Source organism: Pantoea sp. PvP021 (assembly GCF_054056055.1).
In genome coordinates this window covers 18,208-42,022 of record NZ_JBSRXX010000006.1, presented here as the reverse complement: position 1 = coordinate 42,022, position 23,815 = coordinate 18,208, and the positions used below count along the sequence as shown (strand labels likewise).

Below are 23,815 nucleotides of genomic sequence, written 5' to 3'. Positions count from 1 at the left end.
ACTGATGCTAAGGAGCAAACCATGCACGCTTATTTCGATCAGATCGATCGGGTTCGTTATGAAGGCACCCAGTCGACTCATCCTCTCGCTTTCCGCCACTACAATCCCGATGAGGTGATCCTCGGCAAGACCATGGCGGAGCATCTGCGCTTTGCCGCCTGTTACTGGCACACCTTCTGCTGGAATGGCGCGGATATGTTTGGTGTCGGCGCTTTTGATCGTCCGTGGCAGAAAAGCGGAGATGCGCTGCAGCAGGCAAAACTGAAAGCGGATGTGGCCTTTGAGTTTTTCCACAAGCTGAATGTGCCGTGGTACTGCTTCCATGACGTTGATGTCTCACCAGAAGGCGATTCGCTGCACAGCTACAAAGAGAATTTTGCCGCCATGACCGATAAACTGCTGGAGAAACAGCAGGAGACCGGCGTGAAACTGCTGTGGGGCACGGCCAACTGCTTTACCCATCCGCGCTACGGAGCCGGGGCTGCCACCAATCCCGATCCTGAAGTCTTTGCCTGGGCAGCGACGCAGGTCTGCAGCGCCATGCAGGCGACCAAAACCCTGGGCGGTGAAAACTATGTGTTGTGGGGCGGACGCGAAGGGTACGAAACTCTGCTGAATACCGATCTGCGCCAGGAGCGCGAGCAGATTGGCCGCTTTATGCAGATGGTGGTCGAGCACAAACACAAAATTGGCTTCCAGGGAACGCTGCTGATCGAACCGAAACCGCAGGAGCCGACCAAACATCAGTATGACTATGATGTCGCGACGGTTTATGGCTTCCTGAAACAGTTCGGACTGGAGAAAGAGATCAAGGTTAACGTTGAGGCGAACCACGCCACGCTGGCGGGTCACTCTTTCCATCATGAAATTGCGACGGCCATTGCGCTGGGCATTTTTGGTTCAGTGGATGCCAACCGCGGCGATCCGCAGTGCGGCTGGGATACCGATCAGTTCCCGGTCAGCGTGGAAGAGAATGCGCTGGTGATGTACGAAATTCTCAAGGCGGGCGGCTTTACCACTGGCGGCTTAAACTTTGATGCCAAAGTGCGTCGTCAGAGCACTGATAAATATGATCTCTTCTACGGTCATATTGGCGCGATGGATACCATGGCGCTGGCGCTGAAGGTCGCCGCTCGCATGATCAGCGACGGTGAACTCGATAAGCGTGTGGCACAGCGCTACAGCGGCTGGAATGGTGAGTTCGGCCAGCAAATTTTGAAAGGCGAGTTTTCACTGGAGGCGCTGGCGGCGCATGCTCAGCAGCAGCAGCTCAATCCGCAGCATCAGAGCGGACGTCAGGAGCAGCTGGAAAATCTGGTAAATCACTACCTGTTTGATTTCTAACCCCTCAGGAGCAGAGCATGTTTATCGGGATCGATTTAGGCACCTCTGGCGTCAAAGTGGTGCTGATGGATGCACAAGGCAATGTGATGGCGACGGAAACAGCGCCGCTGCAGGTTTCGCGTCCGCAGCCATTGTGGAGCGAGCAGGATCCCGAAAGCTGGTGGCAGGCGCTGGATTTGACCATGCAGGCGCTGAGCGCGCAGCAGGATCTGCGCGCGGTGCAGGCCATCGGGCTGAGCGGACAGATGCATGGTGCAACGCTGCTCAACAGTGCAAACCAGGTATTACGACCGGCCATGCTCTGGAATGATGGGCGCAGCGAGGCGCAGTGCCGTGAGCTGGAACAGAAGGTGCCGGATTCGCGGGCGATCACCGGCAACCTGATGATGCCCGGCTTCACGGCTCCTAAGCTGCTGTGGGTTCAGCAACATGAACCGGCAATATTCAATCAGATCGCTCACGTGCTGTTGCCCAAAGATTACCTGCGCTGGCGATTGAGTGGCGACTTCGCCACTGATATGTCAGATGCAGCAGGCACAATGTGGCTGGATGTGGCACGGCGTGACTGGAGCGATGTGATGCTGCGCGCCTGCGACCTCAGCCGCGATCAGATGCCGCAACTCTATGAGGGCAATGCCCTGACCGGCACCTTACATGCCGAACTGGCCACACGCTGGAAGATGAACGCCGTGCCGCTGGCGGCGGGCGGTGGCGACAATGCTGCGGGTGCGATTGGTGTCGGCATGACCGAACCGGGCCAGGGCATGCTGTCGCTGGGTACGTCGGGCGTCTACTTCGTGGTGAGCGACGGCTATCTCAGCAATCCGCAGCGTGCGGTACACAGCTTCTGTCATGCGTTACCCCAGCGCTGGCATCTGATGTCGGTGATGCTCAGCGCAGCCTCCTGTCTGGACTGGGCAGCGACGCTGACCGGTTGCAGAGATGTTCCTGAGCTGCTGGCTGAAGCTGAACGCGCGCGCGATGACGTGCCCGGGCTGTGGTTTCTGCCCTATCTTTCCGGTGAGCGCACGCCGCACAATAACCCGAATGCCCGGGGTGCTTTCTTTGGCTTTACCCACCAGCATGGCCGTCCCGAGCTGGCGAGATCGGTGCTGGAAGGCGTCGGGTTTGCGCTGGCGGAGGGCATGGACGCGCTGCATGACTGTGGCGTTCAGCCAAAGAGCATTATGTTGATCGGCGGCGGCGCACGCAGTGCACTGTGGCGTCAGATGCTGGCAGACATCAGCGGCCAGACGCTGGATTACTGCCATGGCGGGGAGGTTGGCCCGGCGCTGGGGGCCGCCAGGCTGGCACAGCAGGCGCTGGATGCAGAGGTCACTGTGCCGACCCCGGTTCTGGTGCAGCGACACCAGCCGGATCCGGCCCGGGTAGCGCACTACCAGCCACGTCGTGAGACCTTTGCGACGCTGTATCAACAGCTCCTGCCGCTGATGAAGTAAACCTGCGAGAACGCTCTGCCTGCTATGGATTTAAATCGCCTGTTAACGGATCCCCCTGCCATGTAATGCCAGGGGGTAATGAAGGCAGAACAGGTGATCGTGAGCCATATTACTGACCCGGAATGGCCGGAATGATACTTACTCCAGCCATACCATCACGGCAGCATCAGCCAATCGCGCCCAGCGTATCTTCCTGACCCTGTTTCTTCGGCAGCAGGAACAGCGTCGCCGCAATATCCAGCAGATAAATCAGCGCCAGCAGGGTAATCGCCGCCGTAAACGAGAACTGGCTCGCCAGCAGACCAATCACCACCGGGCCGAAGCCGCCCACACCGCGGCCAAGGTTGAACAGGACGTTTTGCGCGGTGGCACGCACCTGCGGCGGGAAAGTATCGGAAATCAGCGCGCCATAACCGCCAATCATGCCGTTAACAAACATCCCCATGATCGCGCCGGTAAATAGCATGATGTTCGGGTCGCGCAGCTGAGCATAAACCACCACCATCACTACTGCGCCAAACTGATAGAGCAGGAAGATTTTCCAGCGTGCGAAGCGGTCGGCCAGTACGCCAAACAGCCAGATGCCAAAGGTCATCCCGACCACGGTCACCGCGGTCCAGAGGCCCGACTTCGTCAGGCTGAAGCCAAAGCTGGAGGAGAGGTAACTCGGCATCCAGATCATCAGCCCGTAGTAACCAAAGTTCTGTACTGAACAGAGGATAAAAATGCCCAGGCTGGCTTTGGCGGTGGCGCGATCGCGCACCAGCAGTTTCAGGCGCGCCGGAAAAGAGAGTGACGGCACATGTTTAACCTGCCGTTGATACGCCTCCGGTTCACCCATGCCGCGACGAATGGCAAACGAGACCAGCGCAGGCAACAAGCCGACCAGAAACATGCCGCGCCAGCCGATGATAGTCAGCAGCGGCGGTGTGATAAAGGCCGCCATCAGCACCCCGAGTTGCCAGCCGATGCCAACCCACGCTGATGCGCGATTACGCTTCTCCGCCGGCCAGGCTTCGGCAATCAGCGCCATGCCGATACCAAATTCGCCACCCAGACCGACACCCGCCAGCGTTCGCCAGGCGAGCAGATCCCAGTAGCCCTGCGCCACCGCGCACAGCCCGGTAAAGACCGAAAAGACCAGAATCGTGACGGTGAGCATGCGGATGCGACCATAGCGGTCGCTGAGATGACCAAATACGATGCCACCGATAACCGCGCCAATCAGCGTCCAGGTCACCAGCGATCCCGCCTGTGATGGGTTGAGCGCCAGCGAAACACTGATAGCCGGCAGCATAAAGCCGAGTATCAGCAGGTCAAATCCATCCATGGCATAACCGCTGACCGCAGCCAGCATCGCTTTGCCTGGCGTTACGCCGGGCTTAGATTGGGGAGAAGGGGACATCGTTGCGCACCTCATAAAGAAAAGTGCCGCAATTATAGAGAGAGTTCAGGATGTGACCAATTGAAAAGGCTTATCCCTGCGCCGATCAGGCGCAGGAAGAAGATTTATCAGGAAGGTCTGTTGCTGCCGTCATCGCCCGACAGTAATTCATCGAGCCGGTCACCGCCAACGTGACGGAAATCCTGACCTTTGACGAAATAGAAGATGATTTCGCAGATGTTCTGGCAACGATCGCCGATACGCTCAATGGCGCGGGCACAGAACAGCGCCGTCAGCACGCTGGGAATGGTGCGCGGATCTTCCATCATGTAGGTCATCAGCTGGCGCACAATGCCTTCGTACTCTTTATCCACCTTTTTATCTTCACGGTAGATAGTGATCGCTTCGTTGAGATCCATGCGTGCAAAAGCGTCCAGCACATCATGCAGCATCTGTACGGTGTGACGACCCAGCGACTCAAGGCTGACCAGCAGCGGCAAATGCTGCTGACCAAACTTCTCCAGCGCCGTGCGGCTGATCTTCTCCGCCACGTCGCCAATCCGTTCCAGCTCAGAAATGGCTTTGATGATCGCCATCACCAGTCGCAAATCGATCGCGGTTGGCTGACGTTTGGCGATGATGCGCACGCAGGCTTCATCAATCTCCACTTCTATCATATTGACCTTCTGGTCACCGTCGATCACCCGCTGCGCCAGTTCGCCATCCAGATTATGCATAGCGGTAATTGCATCGGTCAGCTGCTGCTCGACCATACCGCCCATGATCATCACCTGGGTACGGATATGCTCCAGCTCGGCATTGAACTGACCGGAGATGTGCTTATTCAGATTAAGATTATCCATGTCGATCTCCTGTCAGATCAGCCGTAGCGGCCAGTTATATAATCTTCGGTTTGCTTCTGGGCGGGTTTAGTGAACAGCGTGTCGGTATCGCTGAACTCAATCAGTTCGCCCAGATACATGAAAGCCGTATGGTCAGAGCAGCGTGCAGCCTGTTGCATGTTGTGCGTCACGATCACCACGGTGTAATCCTGTTTCAGCTCGGTGATCAGCTCCTCAATACGGCCAGTAGAGATAGGATCAAGCGCAGAGCAGGGCTCATCCAGCAGTAAGACTTCCGGGCGAATCGCGATACCGCGGGCAATGCACAGACGCTGCTGCTGGCCGCCGGAGAGACTGTAACCGCTCTGATGCAGCTTGTCTTTGGTTTCATTCCACAGCGCGGCTTTGGTCAGCGCCCACTGCACGCGCGCATCCATATCGGCACGCGACAGCTTTTCAAACAGGCGAACGCCAAAGGCGATGTTGTCATAGATCGACATCGGGAACGGCGTAGGCTTCTGAAACACCATGCCGACCCGGGCGCGCAGCAGCGCGATATCCTGCTGAGTCGCCAGAATGTTTTCGCCATCCAGCAGAATGTCCCCTTCAGCCCGCTGATCCGGATAGAGCGAGTACATTTTGTTGAAGGTCCGCAGCAGGGTCGACTTACCACAGCCCGATGGCCCGATAAACGCAGTCACCTGATTCTTAGCGATATCCAGATTGATGTTCTTCAGCGCATGATATTTGCCGTAATAGAAGTTCAGATTACGGACCTGAATTTTATCGGCTGATGCTGTCGCGATACTCATAATTCATCTCTCTTATACGGCGCCGCACAGGGCCGCGCCGGAAATTAACCGTGTTTACCTTTGGCGAAAATCACCCGCGCCACGATGTTCAGCACCAGCACGCAGAGGGTGATAATCAGCACACCTGCCCAGGCCAGGCTCTGCCATTCGGCGAACGGGCTCATGGCGAACTTAAAGATGGTGACCGGCAGGTTCGCCAGCGGCTGCATCATGTCGGTGCTCCAGAACTGGTTCGAGAGCGCCGTGAACAGCAGCGGTGCCGTTTCACCTGCAATGCGCGCAATCGCCAGCAGCACACCCGTGATGATGCCGGAGACCGACGCTTTCAGGGTGATAGACGCGATCATCTTCCACTTGGGCGTACCCAGCGCGTAAGCCGCTTCACGCATGCTGTCTGGCACCAGTCGCATCATGTTTTCGGTGGTACGAATCACAATCGGCACCTGCAGCAGCGCCAGCGCAATCACCCCGGCCCAGCCGGAGAAGTGCTGCATCTGCGACACCACAAGGGTGTAGACGAACAGGCCGACCACAATCGAGGGTGCCGAAAGCAGAATGTCGTTAATAAAGCGGATCACTTCTGCCAGTGGCGACTTGCGCCCATATTCCGCCAGATAGATACCCGCCATGATGCCCAGCGGTGTGCCGAAGAAGGTAGACCAGAAAATCAGTAATCCGCTGCCTGCCAGGGCGTTAGCCAGCCCGCCGCCCGCGGTATTGGGTGGTGGCGTTGATTCGGTGAACAGGGACCAGGAGAGCCCATCCACGCCGCGCGATACGGTGGTGAACAGGATCCACACCAGCCAGAACAGGCCAAAAGCCATGGTCAGCAGCGACAGCGTCAGCGCAATTTTATTTTTAGTGCTGCGCCAGGACTGCATTTTACGGCGTGATGCGTCCAGTTCGGCGCGCGCCTGAATTTCAATTGTGGTCATGAGCGCGCTCCTTCACTTTTCGCCAGCCGCATAATCATCAGCTTTGAAATCGCCAGCACGATAAAGGTAATCACAAACAGGATCAGTCCCAGCTCCATCAGCGCGGCGACGTGCACGCCCGATTCCGCTTCAGCGAACTCGTTGGCCAGCGCCGAGGTGATGCTGTTACCCGGCATAAACAGCGACGGGCTGTCGAGCTGGTAGGTGTTGCCGATAATAAAAGTCACCGCCATGGTTTCACCCAGCGCACGACCCAGTCCGAGCATCACACCGCCAATCACGCCATTTTTGGTAAAGGGCAGTACGATGCGCCAGATCACTTCCCAGGTGGTGCAGCCGATGCCGTAGGCTGACTCTTTCATCATCACCGGGGTCTGCTCAAAGACGTCGCGCATGACCGAGGCGATATAAGGGATGATCATGATCGCCAGAATCACACCCGCCGCGAGGATGCCGATACCGAAAGCGGGGCCGGAGAAAAGCTCGCCGACAATCGGAATGCCCGATATCACGTCATTGACCGGTGTCTGGAAGTATTCGGCAAACAGCGGCGCGAAAACAAACAGACCCCACATGCCATAAACAATACTGGGAATGGCCGCCAGCAGCTCAATGGCGGTGCCCAGCGGGCGACGCAGCCAGCCTGGCGCGAGTTCTGTCAGGAACAGCGCGATACCAAAACTCACCGGTACTGCGATAATCAGGGCAATAATGGAGGTCACAAGGGTGCCGTAGATCGGTACCAGTGCACCAAATTGTTCGTTGGGCGCATCCCAGGTTTTGGTCCACAAAAAGGCGAAACCAAACTTCTGGATGCTGGGCCACGAGGAGATGATCAGGGAGACAATAATGCCGCCCATCAGTAACAGGACAATCAGCGCAGCCAGCCTGACCAGCGCGCCAAAAATTCTGTCACCTTGTTTGCCTGGGGCTTTGAATGCCGGCTTCGTTGCAGCCATAGAAGTCTCAGTCTTCAGAAGTTATCAGGACGGCATGACGCCGCCCGTTGAGTCTGACCGGACTGCTGTCCGGTCAGGGTCGGTCAATTACTGATAAAGCGCTTTACCAGAACTGTCTTTGATGTTGGCTTTCCAGGCGGCGCGAATCTGTTCAGTCACGCTCTCTGGCAGCGCAGCATAATCCAGCGCTGTGGCGGTTTTGCTGCCGCTTTTGTAAGCCCAGTCGAAGAATTTCAGTACTTCAGCGCCTTTGGCCGCATTAGCCTGATCTTTGTAGATCAGAATAAAGGTGGTTGACGAGATTGGCCAGGCATCAGCGCCCTTCTGGAAGGTCAGATCCTGCGCGAACGATTTGCTCCAGTCAGCGCCTTTCGCGGCATTACTGAAGCTGGTTTCGCTTGGGGCGACCGCTTTGCCATCGGCATCGATCAGTTTGGTGTAGGTCAGGTTGTTCTGTTTAGCGTAGGCGTACTCCACGTAGCCGATTGAACCCGGCAGACGCTGAACAAACGCGGCGACGCCGTCGTTGCCTTTACCACCCAGACCGACCGGCCAGTTAACGGTGTTACCTTTACCAATTTTGCTGTTCCAGTCCGGGTTCACTTTCGCCAGATAGCTGGTGAAGACGAACGAGGTGCCTGAACCGTCAGCGCGACGTACCACGTTGATGTTGGTCTCTGGCAGTTTCACGCCTGGGTTAAGTTTGGCAATCGCCGGGTCGTTCCACTTTTTGATGGTGCCGAGGTAGATATCACCGACGGTTTTGCCATCCAGCGTCAGCTGACCTGACTTGATACCCGGCAGGTTAACCGCCAGTACCACGCCACCGATCACGGTAGGGAACTGGAACAGGCCATTTTTCTGCAGATCTTCATCTTTCATTGGCGCATCGGACGCACCGAAATCGACGGTTTTAGCGATGATCTGTTTCACGCCGCCAGATGAACCGATACCCTGGTAGTTAACTTTGCTACCGGTGGCTTTTTGATATTCTGCTGCCCACTTGGCATAAACCGGCGCCGGGAACGTCCCGCCTGCGCCAGTGAGATCGGTTGCCGCAAAAGCAGATACCGCGCTTACGGCGAAGGTGGTGGCGAGGATTCGGGCTACGGTGCTACGCATCAGTGTCATATTCCCTCCAGGGGAGAAAAGTCAGGCTTGGGGCCGTTTTAGTAAGAATCTGTGATTGCTGCAGGAGGGAAAATAGGACAGTTTGATGACAGTGAAATGTACGAAATATGACAGTTATATGACAGAGGGCCGGAGCAAAGTGGGCCCGCGACGGGGCCCACCCGGTTATTCCACAGTAACCGATTTTGCCAGGTTACGTGGCTGATCGACGTCGGTCCCTTTGATCAGGGCGACGTGATAGGAGAGTAACTGTAGCGGCACCGTGTAGAAGATGGGCGCAATGACCTCTTCGACATGCGGCAACGGGATGATCTTCATGCCGTCACTGTCGCTGAAGCCCGCATCCTGATCGGCAAAGACATAGAGCAGGCCGCCGCGTGCGCGTACCTCTTCGATGTTGGATTTGAGCTTCTCCAGCAGTTCGTTGTTAGGTGCCACCACGATCACCGGCATGTCCGCATCAATCAGCGCCAGCGGGCCATGTTTCAGCTCGCCTGCGGCGTAGGCTTCCGCATGAATGTAGGAGATCTCCTTGAGCTTCAGCGCCCCTTCCATGGCAATCGGATATTGATCGCCACGACCCAGGAACAGTGCGTGATGCTTGTCAGAGAAGCCTTCTGCCAGATTTTCAATCAGCTTATCCTGCGCCAGCATCTGCTCAATCCGGTTCGGCAACGCCTGCAGTGCATGAACGATCTCATGTTCAGTCTCGGCAGACATCCCTTTCAGACGGCCCAGTTTCGCCACCAGCATCAGCAGCACCGCTAACTGGGTGGTGAACGCTTTGGTAGAGGCGACGCCGATTTCGGTGCCCGCTTTGGTCATCAGCGCCAGGTCAGATTCCCGCACCAGTGATGAACCGGCCACGTTACAGACCGCCAGCGAGCCCAGGTAGCCCAGCTCTTTAGAGAGACGCAGCGCCGCCAGGGTATCTGCCGTTTCACCCGACTGCGACAGGGTGATCAGCAGGCTGTTTTTGCGCACCGCTGATTTACGGTAGCGGAATTCCGAGGCAATCTCGACATCACAGGGCAGGTTTGCCAGCGACTCAAACCAGTAGCGTGACACCATGCCGGAGTTGTAGGAGGTGCCACAGGCGATAATCTGGATATGCTTAACCTGGCTCAGCAGCGCTTCTGCGCCCGCGCCCAGTTCGCTGAGATCAACCTGACCCTGGCTGAACCGACCGCTCAGGGTGCTTTTCAGCGCCATGGGCTGTTCGTAGATCTCTTTCTGCATGTAGTGACGGTAAATGCCTTTGTCACCGGCATCATATTGCAGGTTCGACTCGATCTCGGCACGGGTCACGGTGTTGCCTTCACGGTCGATCACCGTGACATCGCGACGGCTGATTTCGGCGATATCACCCTCTTCCAGATAGATGAACCGACGGGTCACCGGCAGCAGGGCCAGCTGATCCGAGGCGATAAAGTTTTCGCCCATGCCACGACCAATCACCAGCGGGCTGCCGGAACGGGCCGCCACCAGCAGTGACGGATCGCGGCTGTCCATGATCACCATGCCATAGGCACCGCGCAGTTGCGGAATCACACGCAGCACCACTTCACGCAGCGAACCGCCCTGCTTCTGCTCCCAGTGAACCAGATGCGCCACCACTTCGGTGTCCGTTTCAGAGGCAAACACATAACCGCGCGCGATCAGTTCAGCGCGCAATGGCTCATGATTTTCAATGATGCCGTTGTGCACGATGATGATGTGCTCTGAGACGTGCGGATGCGCGTTCGCTTCCGACGGCTCGCCATGGGTTGCCCAGCGCGTGTGCGCGATGCCGGTGCCACCAATCAGCGGTTGCTGCTCAGCGGCTTCCGCCAGTTTCTGCACTTTTCCTAAACGCCGCAGGCGCGTGACGTGCCCCTGACGATCGACCACGGCCAGACCGGCCGAATCATATCCGCGATATTCAAGACGACGCAGACCTTCCAGCAGAATCTCTGCGATATCACGTTGCGCTACTGCACCAACAATTCCACACATAATGATGTTTTCCTGACTACATGGCTTTTCGCCACTTCTGTTGTCATGCGACCTGATATCCGGCTTTGCCGGTTCCCCGAGCCTTGTAGAGAGTGGGGATTATAGTTTTGGCACTGCACTGCATAGGCCCGCATTAAAGCGGGCCGTTAAAATTTATTTTTTCTTCACCGGACGCTGCCAGTCCGCTTTGTGATTCTGCTCTTTACGGTTATAGACCAGACCGGCCTGGGTCACATCTTTCATGATGGTCGTGCCCGCCGCAATGGTGGTCCCTGCCGCGATGCTGACCGGCGCCACCAGCTGGGTATCTGAGCCCACAAATACGTCATCGCCAATTATGGTTTTGAATTTGTTCGCACCGTCGTAGTTGCAGGTAATGGTGCCTGCACCGATATTTACGTTGTCGCCAATCTCCGCATCACCGAGATAGGAGAGATGCCCCGCTTTCGATCCTCTGCCCAGACGCGCTTTCTTCATTTCGACGAAGTTGCCCACGTGGGCAGCATCGGCCAGTTCGCTGCCAGGACGCAGACGGGCAAAAGGTCCGACGGTGCAGGCAGTGGCGAGATTCGCATCCTCGATCACCGAATAGGGGCTGATTTCACAGTCATCACCAATCACGCTGTTTTTGATAATGCAGCCCGCGCCGATTCTGACGCGTGCGCCCAGCGTGACCTGGCCTTCAATAATGACGTTGGTGTCAATTTCAACATCCCGCCCGTGCGTCAGCGTCCCGCGCAGGTCAAAACGGGCCGGATCGCGCAGCATCACGCCAGCCAGCAGCAGCTTTTCCGCCTGTTCAGCCTGGTAAGTGCGCTCTAATGTCGCCAGCTGCAGCCGGTTGTTGACGCCATCGGTTTCACTGATGCGTGCCGGATGAACCGCGTTGATTACCCGACCTTCCTGATGCGCCAGCGCAATAATATCGGTGATGTAATACTCACCCTGCGCATTATTGTTGGTGAGCTGCGCCAGCCAGCGTTTTAAATCGCCGCCGTTGGCGATCAGAATACCGGTGTTGATCTCTTTAATGGTGAGCTGCGCCGGGCTGGCATCTTTCTGTTCGATAATGCCGGTGATGGTGTCGTTCTCACGCACAATGCGGCCATAACCGGTTGGGTCGTCCAGTACCACGGTAAGTAAGCCAATGCCGCCCTGCGGTTTGGCTTCGCGCAGCCGCTGTAGTGTCGCCTGAGAGATCAGCGGCACGTCACCGTAAAGCATCATGATATCTTCATCATCCGCGAATGCAGGCGCTGCCTGCTGCATCGCATGGCCAGTGCCGAGCTGCTCGGCCTGCAGCACCCAGTTGAGCGAGCTGTCAGTGAGGTTCGCCTTCAGGCGATCGCCGCCGTGACCATAAACCAGATGGACCTGCTGTGCGCCCAGCCCTTTAGCCGCGTCAATCACATGCTGAACCATGGGTTTGCCTGCCAGCGTATGCAGAACTTTAGGCAGATCGGAATACATACGGGTGCCCTTGCCAGCAGCAAGGATCACCACACTCATCGCACTGTTAGACATAACTATCCTGAGTGAATTTTTACGGGTGAAAGTAAAACGGTTTGGGATTGAGATTACTACATTTTTCTCAGGCCGAAATTAGGCGGACAGGCAGATCAGGCGCAGCAGACAAAAAAAATGCCAGCCCGAGGGCTGGCATTTCATGACGCATAAAGCTGGATTACATCGCTTTTTTGGTCAGTTCGATCACGCGCAGTTTAGCAATGGCTTTCGCCAGCTCGGCAGAGGCCTGAGCATAGTCCACGTCGCCGTGGCTGCTGTTCATATGGTCTTCTGCTTTGCGTTTTGCTTCCAGAGCGCGTGCTTCATCCAGATCGGTACCGCGGATAGCGGTATCGGCCAGAACGGTGCTGCTGCCCGGTTGCACTTCCAGCACGCCGCCAGAGAGGTAGATAAACTCCTCTTCGCCGTGCTGTTTCACGATACGGATCATTCCAGGCTTAATGGCAGTCAGCAGCGGCGCATGGCCAGGGAAAATCCCCAGTTCACCTTCGCTACCTGACACCTGAATTTTCTGTACCAGACCAGAGAACAACTGCTCCTCTGCGCTGACCACATCCAGGTGATAAGTCATAGCCATAATCTTCCTCCCGGGAAACCGTTATTACAGTTTCTTCGCTTTTTCCACGGCTTCTTCGATGGCGCCAACCATGTAGAAGGCCTGCTCTGGCAGGTGGTCAAACTCACCTTCCATGATGCCTTTAAAGCCACGGATAGTGTCTTTCAGCGTCACGTATTTGCCCGGTGAACCGGTGAATACTTCTGCAACGAAGAACGGCTGAGACAGGAAGCGCTGAATCTTACGCGCACGTGCCACCAGCAGTTTGTCTTCTTCAGACAGCTCATCCATACCGAGGATGGCGATGATGTCTTTCAGTTCCTGATAACGCTGCAGCAGTGACTGAACGCCACGTGCAACATCATAGTGCTCCTGACCGACAACCAGCGGATCCAGCTGACGGCTGGTAGAGTCCAGCGGGTCAACGGCCGGGTAGATACCCAGAGAGGCGATCTGACGGCTCAGCGTTACCGTTGAGTCTAAGTGCGCAAAGGTAGTTGCTGGTGATGGGTCAGTCAGGTCATCCGCAGGGACGTAAACGGCCTGTACGGAGGTGATTGAACCGGTCTTGGTGGAGGTAATACGCTCCTGCAACACACCCATCTCTTCTGCCAGCGTTGGCTGGTAACCTACCGCAGATGGCATACGACCCAGCAGTGCAGAAACTTCTGTACCGGCCAGGGTATAACGGTAGATGTTATCGATGAACAGCAGAACGTCGCGGCCTTCATCACGGAATTTTTCCGCCATGGTCAGACCGGTCAGTGCTACGCGCAGACGGTTACCCGGCGGCTCGTTCATCTGGCCATAGACCAGTGCAACTTTATCGATAACGTTAGAGTCAGTCATTTCGTGGTAGAAGTCGTTACCCTCACGAGTACGCTCACCCACACCGGCAAACACTGAGTAACCTGAGTGTTCAGCCGCGATGTTACGGATCAGTTCCATCATGTTGACGGTTTTACCTACACCCGCACCACCGAACAGACCGACTTTACCGCCTTTAGCAAACGGACACATCAGGTCGATAACCTTGATGCCGGTTTCCAGCAGTTCCTGCGAGTTAGACTGATCTTCATAAGAAGGGGCTGCGCGGTGAATAGAGGCGATCTCTACTGCGCTGCCATCTTCTTCTTTCAGCTCGCCTTTCATATCGATTGGCTCGCCGAGAACGTTCATGATACGGCCCAGGGTCGCTTTACCGACGGGTACCTGAATCGGTTTCTGCAGGTCGTTGACGCTCAGACCACGCTTCAGGCCGTCAGACGTACCCATTGCGATGGTACGTACTACGCCGCCGCCGAGCTGCTGCTGAACTTCCAGCACCAGACGCGCATCACCATTCATAACCTCGAGGGCGCTGTACACTTGCGGTACCGCGTCCTGAGGGAATTCGACGTCAACAACGGCGCCGATAATCTGGACAATCTTTCCAGTTGCCATCTTGAATCCTCTACCTAATTCCAAACCTGGTTAAACCGCGGAGGCTCCACCGACAATCTCGGTAAGTTCCTGGGTGATGCTGGCCTGACGAGCTTTGTTGTACACCAACTGCAGCTCTTTGATCAGATTTCCGCCGTTATCGGTTGCGGCTTTCATCGCTACCATACGTGCGGCCTGCTCACTGGCCAGATTTTCCACCACACCCTGATAAACCTGCGATTCGACATAACGACGCAGCAGGGTATCCAGCAGCGCTTTCGGATCGGGTTCATACAGGTAATCCCAGGTCTTCGCCTTCATCTCTTCTTCACCTTCCGCTGGCGGTAACGGCAGCAGTTGGGTGATGGTCGGAGTCTGAGACATGGTGTTATTGAATTTGTTATTGACGATCATCAGCTTGTCGATGCGGCCTTCATCATAAGCCTGCAACATCACTTTTACCGGGCCAATCAGGTCAGACAGGGTAGGTTTATCGCCCATGCCACTGACTTGCGCCACAATGTTGCCACCCACAGCATTAAAGAATGACGCCCCTTTTGAACCGATAATCGACAGATCGCTCTGCACGCCTTTATCGGACCAGGACTTCATATCCGCCAGTAACTTTTTGAACAGGTTAATGTTCAAACCACCACAAAGCCCGCGGTCAGTTGAAACGACCAGGTAGCCGACGCGCTTCACGTCGCGCTCTTCCAGGTAAGGGTGCTTGTATTCCAGATTACCCAACGCAAGGTGACCAATCACTTTGCGCATGGTTTCTGCATACGGACGGCTGGCCGCCATGCGTTCCTGCGTTTTACGCATCTTGGAGGCGGCGACCATTTCCATCGCTTTGGTGATCTTCTGCGTGTTTTTCACGCTTCCAATCTTGCTTCGTATCTCTTTTGCGCCGGCCATTAGCTTCTCCTCAAAGCCTTGCGGCCTGCCTTTTCAGACAAGCCGCCAGACATTACCAGGACTGGGTTGCTTTAAACGTTTCGACCAGGCCTTTCAGCTTGGCTTCGATATCGTTATTAAAGTTACCCGACTGGTTGATTTCAGCCATCAGCTCAGCGTGGTCGCGATCGGCGAAGGCCAGCAGTGCAGCTTCGAAGCTGCCAATTTTTGCCAGTTCAACGTCGTTCAGATAGCCACGCTCTGCAGCGAACAGAACCAGACCCTGCTGTGCGACAGACATCGGCGCATACTGTTTCTGCTTCAGCAGCTCGGTCACTTTCTGACCGTGGCTCAGCTGTTTGCGGGTTGCATCATCCAGATCAGAAGCGAACTGCGAGAACGCCGCCAGTTCACGATACTGTGCCAGCGCGGTACGGATACCACCGGACAGTTTCTTGATGATCTTGGTCTGTGCAGCACCACCTACGCGGGATACCGAAATACCTGGGTTAACGGCCGGACGAATACCGGAGTTGAACAGGTTCGATTCCAGGAAGATCTGACCATCAGTAATCGAGATTACGTTGGTCGGAACGAACGCAGAAACGTCGCCCGCCTGGGTTTCGATGATCGGCAGCGCGGTCAGTGAACCGGTTTTACCTGTCACTGCGCCATTGGTGAAACGCTCTACATAATCAGCGCTTACGCGTGATGCACGTTCCAGCAGACGGGAGTGGAGATAGAACACGTCGCCAGGGAATGCTTCACGACCTGGTGGACGGCGCAGCAGCAGAGAAATCTGACGGTACGCGACAGCCTGCTTAGAAAGGTCATCGTATACGATCAGCGCATCTTCACCGCGGTCACGGAAGTATTCGCCCATCGCACAGCCTGCGTACGGAGAGAGATACTGCAGTGCAGCAGATTCAGAAGCAGATGCCACAACAACGATGGTGTTCTGCAGTGCGCCATGCTCTTCCAGCTTACGAACCACGTTAGAGATGGTTGAGGCTTTCTGACCAATCGCAACGTAGACACACTTGATGCCTGAGTCGCGCTGGTTGATGATCGCATCGATCGCCATTGCGGTTTTACCGGTCTGACGGTCACCGATGATCAGCTCACGCTGGCCACGGCCAATTGGAATCATCGCATCGACCGACTTATAACCGGTCTGAACCGGCTGGTCGACTGACTGACGGTCGATAACGCCAGGTGCAATGACTTCAACCGGTGAGAAACCGTCGTTGTCGATTGCGCCTTTACCGTCGATAGGAGCACCCAGGGTGTTCACTACGCGGCCCAGCAGGCCACGGCCTACCGGTACTTCAAGAATACGGCCAGTACACTTAACCTTCATGCCTTCGGCGAGGTCAGCGTAAGGGCCCATCACCACTGCACCAACCGAGTCACGCTCGAGGTTCAGGGCGATAGCGTAACGGTTGCCCGGCAGGGCAATCATCTCACCCTGCATGACATCGGCCAGGCCGTGTACGCGGATGATACCGTCACTTACAGAAACAATCGTACCTTCGTTGTGAGCTTCACTCACGACATTGAACTGAGCAATGCGCTGCTTGATCAGTTCGCTGATTTCGGTGGAATTCAGTTGCATATGCTCCAGTCCCCTTAAGACTGCAAGACGTCAGCCAGACGGTCAAGACGGCCGCGTACGCTGCCATCAATAACCAGATCACCCGAACGGATGATCACGCCTGCCATCACAGACTTATCAATTTTGCAATTCAGCTTAACTTTGCGTGACAGACGTTTTTCCATCGCGGCGCTGATTTTATTCAGCTGGTCGTCACTCAGCGTACTGGCGGAGATAACATCAACTTCAGCGGTGGCTTCATGAGCGTCACGCAGTTCGATGTATTGGGCCAGTACAGCCGGAAGCGCTGTCAAACGTCCGTTTTCCGCCATCACCTTAATCAGGTTCTGCGCGGGTTCATCCAGTTGATCACCACAGACTGCGTTAAACGACGCTGCCAGCGCTTCGGGTGCTAATGCACCTGAGAGAAGATCAGCCATCTGTTCATTGCGAGCCACTTCTGCGGCAAACGCCAGCATCTGTTGCCAGCGTTCAATACTTTGATGCTCAACAGCAAAGTCAAAAGCTGCTTTGGCGTAGGGGCGAGCTACAGTAATCAGATCAGACATCAGCCCCTCCCTCCTTACAGTTCAGCGACCAGTTTATCAACGATGTCGCTGTTAGCAGCTTCATCCACGGAGCGTTCGATGATCTTCTCGGCGCCAGCCATAGCCAGCAACGCGACCTGCTTACGCAGTTCTTCACGCGCACGTTTGCGTTCAGCGTCAATTTCAGCCTGCGCTTGTGTCACGATGCGATTACGTTCGTTTTCAGCTTCGGTTTTGGCTTCGTCCAGAATCTGCGCGCGACGCTTGTTCGCTTGCTCGATAATGACCTGAGCGTCTTCTTTGGCTTTTTTCAGCTGGTCGGTCGCATTAGCCTGCGCGAGATCCAAATCTTTCTTTGCACGTTCAGCAGAAGCAAGGCCTTCAGCAATTTCTTTCTGGCGCTTTTCGATAGCAGCCATGAGCGGCGGCCATACGTACTTCATGCAGAACGCGACAAACAGGATGAACGCGATAGCCTGGCCGAGGATTGTTGCATTAATGTTCACAGCACAATGCCTCTAGATTGAGTATTTAACTTTTCTGCCGTTATCAACGATAAGCGGCAGAATCCGTTCACCCTTGCACATTGTGCGCTGAGTGAACACAGGGCTTTAGGCGACAGCAAACATCACGTACAGACCCAGACCAACAGCGATCATCGGGATTGCATCCACCAGACCCATTACAACAAAGAACTGCGTACGCAGCAGAGGAATCAGGTCAGGCTGACGAGCAGCGCCTTCCAGGAATTTTCCTCCGAGGATGCCGATACCGATCGCAGCACCGATTGCCGCCAGGCCCATCATCACAGCGGCAGCCATGTACAGCAGATCCATATTCAGGTTTTCCATGACAGTCTCCAGTTTGTTTCAGTTAAATGCTCCCTTCATCTTCCGGGCTTCAGCGGTGTGCGCTGCAACCCGAAATCAAGAGGGAAAGTAGTGTTGAGAAAAAAATCAATGTTCTTCAGATGCCATCGACAGATAGACAATCGTGAGGACCATGAAAATGAAAGCCTGTAGCGAAATGATCAGGATGTGGAAAATGGCCCACGGCACATTCAGCACCCACTGCGACCACCACGGCAACAGACCGGCAATAAGGATAAAGATCAGTTCACCCGCATACATGTTACCGAACAGTCGTAAACCCAGTGATACAGGCTTAGACAGCAGGCTCACACCTTCCAGAATCAGGTTGATCGGGATGAAGATCGGGTGGTTAAAAGGCTGCAGCGTCAGCTCTTTAGTGAAGCCGCCAATGCCTTTCATTTTGATGCTGTAGAACAGAATCAAAATAAATACGCCCAACGCCATAGATAGCGTGATGTTCACGTCTGCAGATGGTACGACGCGCAGCGCCGGTAACCCCAATACGTGCTCGCCAATATATGGCAGCAAGTCGATTGGCAGCAGATCCATGAAGTTCATCAGGAAGACCCAGACAAAGATTGTCAGAGCCAGCGGGGCGATAAGTTTGCTCTTACCGTGATACATGTCGCGCACGTTACTATCGACGAAACCGACAACCAGTTCGATAGCCGCCTGCATTTTCCCTGGCACACCGCTGGTGGCAGATTTTGCCACGCTACGGAACAACACCAGGAAGATGATTCCCAGCACCATAGAGAAAAACATGGAATCGATATTTAATACCCAGAACGTCGCGGGAGCGTCGTGCGGATTCACTATCTCGAAGGTACGCAGGTCCAACTGAAGATGAGTCAGGTGGTGACCAATGTACTCTTGCGGAGTAGAGATTTCTCCTGCAGCCATGATGCCTCTTACCCTTTGTTGTTAATTACCGCCGGTGCCAGCATTTGTACCACCAGCACCGATAACCAGGTTATTCCGACCGGCCAGAAAACCGCTCCGAATAGACCCAACGCCACAATGAGCAAAATGATGGTCGCAAACACTTTGGCTATTTCACCCAAAGCGAAGCTCCACGCGACTCGCCCCGAAGCTGGGGTTTGCCCCTGCAGGCGCCAGGCTAAAAACAAAAACAATACGTTTGGCAGCCAGGCTGCCGCACCGCCAGCAAGAGCAGAGAGACCCCAGATGACATCTTTAAGAGCAAAGAGTGCACCGATGATGACTATCGTCACCAGCTGAATCATCAGCACCGTTCGGGCGTATTTTACACTGTAAAGAGACACTGACATGACGCTGATACTCTCCTGCCCCGTTAGGGGTATGTCGCGTGTCGTATAAGACTGCCTTTGCGCAGTTGAGTCAAGCAGCAAAAGCCGTGCAAATTATACGGGCCGCACCTGCGATTTCAATCGGTAAGTAGCGAAAAGGTGAACAATTATTTAAATTTCTTTCCGGAGGGCTATTTTTCCAAAGATTACCCTGCAGAGATTCACCCTAATCTGACTGAAAATTCTCTCGCAACTTGCTTTTAAAGCGTGCTTTAGATCACATAATAAGCACTTTCACTACACTGAGTTTTATCTTCGCGCTATTTAAGAACAATCTGTATTAAAAATTAACTCAATAAAATCAAATGATTGAAATTATAAAAATGCATCTGCAAGACTATTTTCACAGAAAACACGCTATTGACATCGAACTGTGCTTAAGAATCGTGTAATTGATATTACGCACGCAAAGTTATTACCGCGATATATTTTCTGCCGTGACTACTTTTATTCAGCGACCCGCCTATACAAGTGATATTTCTGATAACTGAATGTGAATTAAACGTTAAATGTAACAGAGCTTTTCGGATAATTTCCGTCAGCGTTTTAACCTTCGGTCAGCCAGGGCTTAATCAAAATCTTTTATTGATAGCGCATCATCTGCACTTTTTTCATCCCGGAACTGACGAAAATCACTGGCAGATAAACGCTAAATCTCTGCCAGTCGAAAGCCTATTGGTGACGAAGAATGACCAGGTGGCGATCACCTTCCAGCTGCGGTACCTGCAACTTAATCACAGCATCAGAGACGTAGCCTGCCGGTAACTCCGCAATTTCATCGTCCGGACGCACGCCTTTCAGCGCGAAGAAGCGCCCTTCTCTTCCCGGCAGATGATGACACCAGTTCACCATGTCGGTCAGCGAGGCAAATGCACGACTGATCACGCCATCAAAGGGCGGCTCAGCCGGGAACGCCTCAACCCGGCTCTGCACCGGAGTAATGTTAGTGAGTCCTAACTCATGCTGAACCTGACGCAGGAAACGCACCCGCTTGCCCAGGCTGTCGAGCAACGTAAAGTGCGCATCAGGCATCACGATAGCCAGCGGAATGCCAGGCAGTCCTGGTCCGGTTCCAACATCAATGAAACGTGAGCCTTGCAGATGCGGCGCCACCACGATGCTGTCGAGGATATGGCGTACCAGCATCTGCTGCGGATCGCGCACTGATGTCAGATTGTAGGCTTTGTTCCACTTATCCAGCAGGCCGACATAGGCAACCAGCTGCTGTTTTTGTTGATCGGAGAGGGAAATACCGGCTGCCTGTAGCAGCGACGTGAGTGTGTTGATCACAGCATAAGTCCATTCAGCGGGGGCGAGTCTCCTCGCCCCGTTTTCAGATCAGGCGCTTTTACGCAGCAGACCCTGTTTTTTCAGATAGATAAGCAGAATTGAGATGGCCGCCGGCGTAATACCGGAGATACGCGTCGCCTGACCAATCGAACTCGGTTTGTGATCGTTCAGCTTGGCGATAACCTCATTTGAGAGGCCGTTCACCTGGCGATAGTCGAGCTCCACCGGTAACAGCGTGTTCTCGTTGCGCAGCTGGCGATCGATCTCTTCCTGCTGACGCGCGATATAACCTTCATATTTGACCTGAATCTCAACCTGCTCAGCGGCCTGCTCATCAGCCAGTGCCGGACCAAAGGCATCCAGCGTCATCAGCTTCGGATAGGTCAGCTCAGGACGACGCAGCAGATCTTCGCCGCTCGCTTCTTTGGTCAGCGGCGCGCTGAGTACCGTATTCACTTCCGTCACGTGCTCTGACTTCGGATGGACCCAGATATCGCGCAGGCGCTGACGCTCCTGTTCAATTGCTTCCAGCTTCTGATTGAAACGTGCCCAGCGCGCATCATCCACCAGACCCAGTTCACGACCGGTTTCGGTCAGACGCAGATCGGCATTGTCTTCGCGCAGCATCAGACGATATTCAGCACGGGAGGTAAACATCCGGTACGGCTCTTTGGTACCGAGCGTACAGAGGTCATCAACCAGTACGCCCAGATAAGCCTGGTCACGACGTGGTGCCCAGCCCTCTTTGTCCGCAGACTGACGGGCGGCATTCAGACCCGCCAGCATCCCCTGCGCAGCGGCTTCTTCGTAGCCGGTTGTGCCGTTGATCTGGCCGGCAAAGAACAGGCCGTGAATAAATTTGCTCTCCAGCGTCAGTTTGAGATCGCGTGGATCGAAGAAGTCATACTCGATGGCATAGCCCGGACGCACGATCTTCGCATTCTCCATGCCCTGCATGGAGCGAACGATCTGAATCTGCACATCAAATGGCAGACTGGTTGAGATGCCATTCGGGTAGATCTCATTGCTGGTCAGCCCTTCCGGCTCCAGGAAGATCTGATGCGAGTTACGATCGGCAAAGCGCATCACTTTGTCTTCGATAGACGGGCAGTAGCGTGGACCGATCCCCTCGATGATCCCGGCATACATCGGGCTGCGATCCAGATTATTGCGGATCACCTCATGGGTTTTCTCATTGGTGTGAGTGATCCAGCACGGAACCTGCTGCGGATGCTGAGACGCATTGCCCATAAACGAGAACACCGGCATCGGGTTATCGCCGTGCTGCGGGCTGAGCACTGAAAAATCGATGGTGCGCGCATCGATACGTGGTGGCGTACCAGTCTTGAGGCGGTCTACCCGCAGCGGCAGCGCACGCAGCCTTTTTGCCAGCGGAATGGACGGGGGATCACCTGCGCGACCGCCACTGTAATTATCCAGACCGATATGAATTTTGCCGTCAAGGAAAGTGCCGACGGTGAGGACGACTGTTTTCGCGCGGAACTTCAGTCCCATCTGGGTGACTGCACCCACCACACGATCGTTTTCCACGATAAGATCGTCGACCGCCTGCTGGAAGATCATCAGATTGGGCTGGTTCTCCAGTGCCGTACGCACTGCCTGGCGATAGAGCACGCGATCCGCCTGAGCACGGGTTGCCCGCACTGCCGGACCTTTGCTGGCGTTTAGTATCCTAAACTGGATACCCGCCTGGTCAATCGCACTGGCCATCAGACCACCCAGGGCATCCACTTCCTTCACCAAATGTCCTTTGCCAATCCCACCAATCGCCGGGTTACAGGACATTTGTCCAAGCGTATCAATGTTATGGGTGAGTAACAGGGTTTGCTGACCCATTCGGGCTGCCGCCATTGCGGCTTCGGTGCCCGCATGACCACCACCAATTACGATGACGTCAAAAGGATCCTGATAAAACATGAAGTGGTACCTCGGTTGATGAACTTGCAGGATCGTCGTCCTGGGGCGTGGATTCTACTCAAATTCCGTCTGGGGTGAAAGCCGCGGGATCGTCCGGTTTTAAAAGAAAGGATCTTAGATCTGTATATGATCTTTCTGTTAGATCTCTTATTAGGATCCCGCTTTTCTGTGGATATGTGCCAGAAGCACAGCAGAAACAACAGGATGAAGAGGATCACTACCTGTTAGTGATCGGTGATCCTGATCCGTATAAGCTGGGATCAAAATGGCATGTTATCCACAGCTCAAAATTCATTCTACGGTTGTTCTTTGGATAACTACCGGTTATACGCAGTAAAACAGGGTAGTTATCCACAAAATAAACGAGCGGAGAAGGATAAAATCAGCATCTTCCACTGGGGATCGTCACTATTTCGCGATCCCCAGCCCCCTTCAGATCGCCTTTTTCCAGCTTTCCAGCCAGGCTTCCGCGGGATCTTCAGGGATCTCATGCTCCAGCACATCAATCTCCAGACGATCGCCGATCTGGCGGGCACCCTGAGCAATTAACAGGGCTTCAATCTGGCGGATCGCGCCACAAAAGAGATCATATTCATGATTGCCGAGTCCGATGGCACCAAACCGGACCTGCGAGAGATCGGGCTGGCTTTCCGTGATGGCTTCGAACAGCGGCAGCAGGTTATCGGGAATATCGCCTGCACCGTGAGTTGAACAGACCACCAGCCAGATACCCTCATGTGGCACTTCATCCAGCTCCGGGCCATGCAGCATCTGCGTTGAGAAGCCCGCTTCCTGTAATTTTTCTTCCAGATGTTCAGCCACATACTCTGCGCTACCCAGAGTACTGCCACTGATTAAGGTGATATCGGCCATCTTGCTCTCCCGGACATTAAGGCGAGCATTGTACGCTGTGATCAAGCGGTGATCCACCTGTGGACAACAGGGTTAATAGATTATGAGAAGCGAACGCAGCCGTTG

The 23,815-nt window shown here is 54.8% G+C and carries 22 protein-coding genes; 2 read left to right on the top strand and 20 right to left on the bottom strand.

From position 1 onward, the window contains the following. The first annotated feature begins 21 nt into the window (after positions 1–21). A complete protein-coding gene (gene xylA / locus ACVKSX_RS16175; protein WP_003849568.1) occupies positions 22–1,344 on the top strand; it encodes a xylose isomerase in 1,323 nt (440 codons plus the stop codon). 17 nt (positions 1,345–1,361) lie between these two features. Next, positions 1,362–2,804 carry a xylulokinase gene (gene xylB / locus ACVKSX_RS16170; RefSeq protein ID WP_187500793.1) on the top strand — a complete coding sequence of 481 codons (1,443 nt, stop codon included), beginning with the start codon at positions 1,362–1,364 and terminating at the stop codon, positions 2,802–2,804. Between the two features lie 166 nt (positions 2,805–2,970). On the opposite strand, the gene ACVKSX_RS16165 is transcribed toward xylB, so the two are convergent. From ACVKSX_RS16165 to mioC, 20 genes are all read right to left on the bottom strand, one after another. Next, the gene (locus ACVKSX_RS16165; protein ID WP_010258883.1) at positions 2,971–4,209 is read right to left on the bottom strand and encodes an MFS transporter; all 1,239 of its coding nucleotides are present in this window, start codon (positions 4,207–4,209) and stop codon (positions 2,971–2,973) included. Positions 4,210–4,316: 107 nt separating this feature from the next. After that, positions 4,317–5,051, bottom strand: coding sequence for a phosphate signaling complex protein PhoU (phoU, locus tag ACVKSX_RS16160; RefSeq protein WP_354439188.1), 735 nt, complete (start codon positions 5,049–5,051; stop codon positions 4,317–4,319). Positions 5,052–5,068: 17 nt separating this feature from the next. Next, entirely contained in the window at positions 5,069–5,842 is a 774-nt protein-coding gene (gene pstB / locus ACVKSX_RS16155; RefSeq protein WP_010258879.1) for a phosphate ABC transporter ATP-binding protein PstB, read from the bottom strand. A 44-nt stretch (positions 5,843–5,886) separates the two neighbouring features. Next, complete coding sequence (gene pstA, locus ACVKSX_RS16150; protein ID WP_010258878.1) at positions 5,887–6,777, bottom strand: phosphate ABC transporter permease PstA; 891 nt, start codon at positions 6,775–6,777, stop codon at positions 5,887–5,889. Continuing rightward, entirely contained in the window at positions 6,774–7,736 is a 963-nt protein-coding gene (pstC, locus tag ACVKSX_RS16145; RefSeq protein WP_010258877.1) for a phosphate ABC transporter permease PstC, read from the bottom strand. Before pstC ends, pstA begins: the two co-directional genes overlap by 4 nt. 87 nt (positions 7,737–7,823) lie before the next feature. Beyond that, positions 7,824–8,867: a phosphate ABC transporter substrate-binding protein PstS gene (gene pstS / locus ACVKSX_RS16140; protein ID WP_010258875.1), complete on the bottom strand. Its 1,044-nt coding sequence runs from the start codon at positions 8,865–8,867 to the stop codon at positions 7,824–7,826. 165 nt (positions 8,868–9,032) lie between these two features. After that, positions 9,033–10,862, bottom strand: a complete 1,830-nt coding sequence (gene glmS, locus ACVKSX_RS16135; RefSeq protein WP_354439185.1) for a glutamine--fructose-6-phosphate transaminase (isomerizing) — start codon at positions 10,860–10,862, stop codon at positions 9,033–9,035. 153 nt (positions 10,863–11,015) lie between these two features. Further along, positions 11,016–12,386, bottom strand: coding sequence for a bifunctional UDP-N-acetylglucosamine diphosphorylase/glucosamine-1-phosphate N-acetyltransferase GlmU (glmU, locus tag ACVKSX_RS16130; RefSeq protein ID WP_354439184.1), 1,371 nt, complete (start codon positions 12,384–12,386; stop codon positions 11,016–11,018). A 160-nt stretch (positions 12,387–12,546) separates the two neighbouring features. Next, positions 12,547–12,966, bottom strand: coding sequence for a F0F1 ATP synthase subunit epsilon (locus ACVKSX_RS16125; protein WP_010258871.1), 420 nt, complete (start codon positions 12,964–12,966; stop codon positions 12,547–12,549). A 24-nt stretch (positions 12,967–12,990) separates the two neighbouring features. Next, positions 12,991–14,388: a F0F1 ATP synthase subunit beta gene (atpD, locus tag ACVKSX_RS16120; RefSeq protein WP_010258870.1), complete on the bottom strand. Its 1,398-nt coding sequence runs from the start codon at positions 14,386–14,388 to the stop codon at positions 12,991–12,993. Between the two features lie 30 nt (positions 14,389–14,418). After that, entirely contained in the window at positions 14,419–15,285 is an 867-nt protein-coding gene (gene atpG / locus ACVKSX_RS16115) for a F0F1 ATP synthase subunit gamma (RefSeq protein ID WP_010258869.1), read from the bottom strand. A gap of 52 nt (positions 15,286–15,337) precedes the next feature. Continuing rightward, positions 15,338–16,879 carry a F0F1 ATP synthase subunit alpha gene (atpA, locus tag ACVKSX_RS16110; RefSeq protein ID WP_010258868.1) on the bottom strand — a complete coding sequence of 514 codons (1,542 nt, stop codon included), beginning with the start codon at positions 16,877–16,879 and terminating at the stop codon, positions 15,338–15,340. 14 nt (positions 16,880–16,893) lie between these two features. Continuing rightward, positions 16,894–17,427, bottom strand: a complete 534-nt coding sequence (gene atpH, locus ACVKSX_RS16105; RefSeq protein ID WP_003849530.1) for a F0F1 ATP synthase subunit delta — start codon at positions 17,425–17,427, stop codon at positions 16,894–16,896. Between the two features lie 14 nt (positions 17,428–17,441). Further along, positions 17,442–17,912 carry a F0F1 ATP synthase subunit B gene (gene atpF / locus ACVKSX_RS16100; protein ID WP_003849528.1) on the bottom strand — a complete coding sequence of 157 codons (471 nt, stop codon included), beginning with the start codon at positions 17,910–17,912 and terminating at the stop codon, positions 17,442–17,444. A gap of 105 nt (positions 17,913–18,017) precedes the next feature. Further along, positions 18,018–18,257 (bottom strand): F0F1 ATP synthase subunit C, encoded by a 240-nt coding sequence (gene atpE, locus ACVKSX_RS16095; RefSeq protein WP_003849523.1) that lies wholly within the window; start codon positions 18,255–18,257, stop codon positions 18,018–18,020. A gap of 105 nt (positions 18,258–18,362) precedes the next feature. Further along, the gene (gene atpB, locus ACVKSX_RS16090; protein WP_010258863.1) at positions 18,363–19,181 is read right to left on the bottom strand and encodes a F0F1 ATP synthase subunit A; all 819 of its coding nucleotides are present in this window, start codon (positions 19,179–19,181) and stop codon (positions 18,363–18,365) included. A gap of 8 nt (positions 19,182–19,189) precedes the next feature. Then, complete coding sequence (gene atpI, locus ACVKSX_RS16085) at positions 19,190–19,570, bottom strand: F0F1 ATP synthase subunit I (protein WP_010258861.1); 381 nt, start codon at positions 19,568–19,570, stop codon at positions 19,190–19,192. A gap of 711 nt (positions 19,571–20,281) precedes the next feature. Beyond that, a complete protein-coding gene (gene rsmG / locus ACVKSX_RS16080; RefSeq protein ID WP_010258859.1) occupies positions 20,282–20,899 on the bottom strand; it encodes a 16S rRNA (guanine(527)-N(7))-methyltransferase RsmG in 618 nt (205 codons plus the stop codon). A gap of 48 nt (positions 20,900–20,947) precedes the next feature. Next, the gene (gene mnmG, locus ACVKSX_RS16075) at positions 20,948–22,837 is read right to left on the bottom strand and encodes a tRNA uridine-5-carboxymethylaminomethyl(34) synthesis enzyme MnmG (RefSeq protein WP_354439177.1); all 1,890 of its coding nucleotides are present in this window, start codon (positions 22,835–22,837) and stop codon (positions 20,948–20,950) included. A gap of 432 nt (positions 22,838–23,269) precedes the next feature. After that, positions 23,270–23,710 carry an FMN-binding protein MioC gene (gene mioC, locus ACVKSX_RS16070; protein WP_010258855.1) on the bottom strand — a complete coding sequence of 147 codons (441 nt, stop codon included), beginning with the start codon at positions 23,708–23,710 and terminating at the stop codon, positions 23,270–23,272. Positions 23,711–23,815: the final 105 nt, after the last annotated feature.